Here is a 3,024-nt window from a genome sequence, read left to right on the forward strand (position 1 = left end):
AGCACGCTGGACCTCAATACCTTTGCCGGTGATGCCACCGCGACGGTGAGTGCGTGGCCTTATATTGCTTTGGGTCAAGCCTGCTGGCTGTGGGTGACGGGAGTCTTGGAGGATGGCAGTCCCTATAGCTTTGAAATGCTGGGAGGTGAGCCAGTAACCAAGGAATGGCTGGCCAGTGGTGTCGACACGCCACTACCGCGTGATGAGTTGCAGAAACTGGCTGATTGCCGTGACTTTGAAGTGCATTTCGCGGTGAATTTCAACGGTCAGTCGGACCAGGCTAGCGCGAAGGCGTTTGCGCTGTTGAAGTTGCGTGTCGTGCAGGAAGAGTTTGTGCTCGTGGCACCACGTGTGCTTGAGGCGGTGGGCTCGCAACTGACAGTCTGGAACGGTCGGGATGGGGTGACGGTGCGTGTGAGTTACGACCGGATCGGCCCCAACCAGTCAATCGCCTTATGCTGGACGCGCGCGGATGGCTCCTGCTGGCGGCTGCCATCGCAGGCGGGTAGCAGTGATCCAGACTATGTGGATTTCGAGATTCCCCGGGAAGCGGTGATCGAGGGCATCGGCAAGGCGGTCACTATCTATTACACCATCACCACCCTGTGTAAATTGGGCACGTCTCCCAGTTTTGATTTGCACATCAGCGTACCGGTACGTTTACCGACACCCGTGGTGCCACAAGCGACCAACAACATTCTGGATCTGCGCACCTTTGCTGGCGATGCGGATATCACCGTGGAAAAGTGGTGGTTTATTCTGTTGGGGCAGGTTGGTTGGCTGGAATGTACGGGTATTGCAGAGAACGGTTCGCCCTACACCATTAAAGTGTCGATTGCCGAGCCGGTAACCCAAAGCGAAGTGTCAGGTGGACTGAAGAAACTGCTCAAACGGGTGGAGCTGGAGAAGCTGCGTGATAGAACCAGCCTGGTCGTTGCATTCAAGGCGACGCCTGATGTGGGAGGGGGGCAGGGCAATGCGATTGTGTTTCCCAAGTTGCATCTGGTGTTTCGTAAGGCATTCTACGATCACACGGGCTTCGATCCTGCCGGCAAAGACTGGAATGGCTGGCAAAGGGGGCCGGGAGCCTTGGACCCCAGGGATCTGAGGCGTGATTCAGGGGTCGTGCCTGGGCCGGCGAACGGGTATTTCCTGGTGGACTGGGGATATACCAATACGAGCAACTCTGTCACGCAGCGTGTGAAGTTGTTCAAGGACTTCACCGAACTGGAAGTAGGGCGTACCTATACATTCAGTGCCTGGGTCCGTGATATCCCAGAGTTGGCCAATAGGCCTCGCTTGGTCATCGTGGTACAGGGGCAGGAAATATCACGGGTAACACTGCCTACTACGGCTTGGTATTTGCTCAAGGGTACGTTCAAGGCCAACTCGACCACGGCGCGACTCAGCCTGGATAATCTGCAGATGGGGATGGGCCCGGGCAATGACTTCGACGTGACTGGACTTACCGTGGAAGAAATCTAGTCCCCAGGATGAGGCCTTCGATAAAGGGAGGCCTCATCCGACACGCGTCAACTGACTTGCGTCGGGGCTCCTGTTTGCCCTGAGGTTCAGTGCTGGGGCCGTGGTGCGGATATGGCAGTAGGCCGTTGGTCGATTATGGGGGCTTCCAGGATTTGAACTGTCAATTCTGACAGTAGGCAAACTTCCCGTTTCAGGGGCTAGATACCAGCAGATTCAGGGCCTGTCACTCAGGCCCGCGGGTTATCTTTCCCAGGACAGGAGGTCTTCTCATGGTTAAAAAAACTACCGCCAATAGTTCGCAATCGGTGACTACCCAGCCACTTGCCGAAATCGCTGTCGAGTTACCCTATCCGCAGATCCAGTACGCCACCAATAACAGCATTTTGTACCCCATCGATGCCATTGACGGCACTGCCGCGACCATCGAGTTCCCCGGCATGGGCACGACACCCATCACCCTGTATTGGGCCATCAAGGACCAGGACAAGCCTGTGTTTAAGCCCATTGTGCAGCCGGGCAGTACTAGCGGCAGTATCGACATCCACATTCCGTGGCAGTGGGTCAGTACCTGTATTGGGCATACCGTTTTGATCTGGTATACCGCGATGGTGGGGGGGCAGCTCAAGCAGTCGCTGGTGCTGGAGCTGGAGATCCAGGACATCCGCGAAACGGACCTTCGGGAGTCGCTGCCGGTATTTGCCCATGCGCGGCTGGAATGGAACACCCTGTGGCTGAACATGTACGAGTTTCAGGGTGACGAGATCATCCGCATCAAGGCCTGGCCGATGATCCAGGCTGGGCAGCGGTTGTTTGTGACCGTGGCCGGTGACCAGCATCAGGTGCCGTATGCGTTCACCTGGGTGGCGTTTGACCATGTTGTGCAGGCCGAAGAGGCCAATCCGGAACATGTGTTCGAGTTCAGGCTCGCCCGCGGCTGGCTGGCGAGCCGCCAGGATTACTCGGCCCTGACCACCCACATGGGCGTGATTTGGGACGGTTCAGCGCCAGTGCTGCCAACCCCGGATGATCCGGTGCATGAGAACCCCTTGCCACTCAACGCCCAGGACTTTCACCTGCGGACCACCACGTTGTTGCGGGTGGACCCAGCACTGGAACTGCCGCCGCCCCATCTCAAGGAGTCGGTGGAGTGCGGCACGGATGGCTGGCTGGTCAACCCGGTCAATACGGTGGACGGGGCGCATATTGTGATTGCCTATGAGGGCATGCGCGCCGGGGACATTGTGTGCCCCACCTTCACCGGTACGGCCGGCGCAGGATCACCGGCACTGGAATGCCGCACTGTGCAGGAAGGCGAAAGCAGCCTTGAGTTCCTGGTGCCACCTTCGGCTATCAGTGCCAACTTCAAGTCGCCGATTACCCTGGAATATCAGGTGTACTACAACGACACCGGGCCCTGGCCATCGCCGTTACGGGTGGTGAAGGTACTTGACCTCAGTGGCCTGCCCACACCTGCCGTTGAACAGGCCACGGGCAGCACGCTGGACCTCAATACCTTTGCCGGTGATGCCACCGCGACGG

General features: G+C 58.0%; 2 pseudogenes. Both read left to right on the forward strand.

The features are described from left to right. Window positions 1–1,485, forward strand: a pseudogene (locus tag H097_RS28370) (hypothetical protein); the annotation flags it as partial. A 269-nt stretch (window positions 1,486–1,754) separates the two neighbouring features. Then, a pseudogene (locus H097_RS27275) lies at window positions 1,755–3,024 on the forward strand (hypothetical protein); the annotation flags it as partial.

This window comes from Pseudomonas sp. FH4 (genome assembly GCF_000510915.2).
GTDB classification, from domain to species: domain Bacteria; phylum Pseudomonadota; class Gammaproteobacteria; order Pseudomonadales; family Pseudomonadaceae; genus Aquipseudomonas; species Aquipseudomonas brenneri.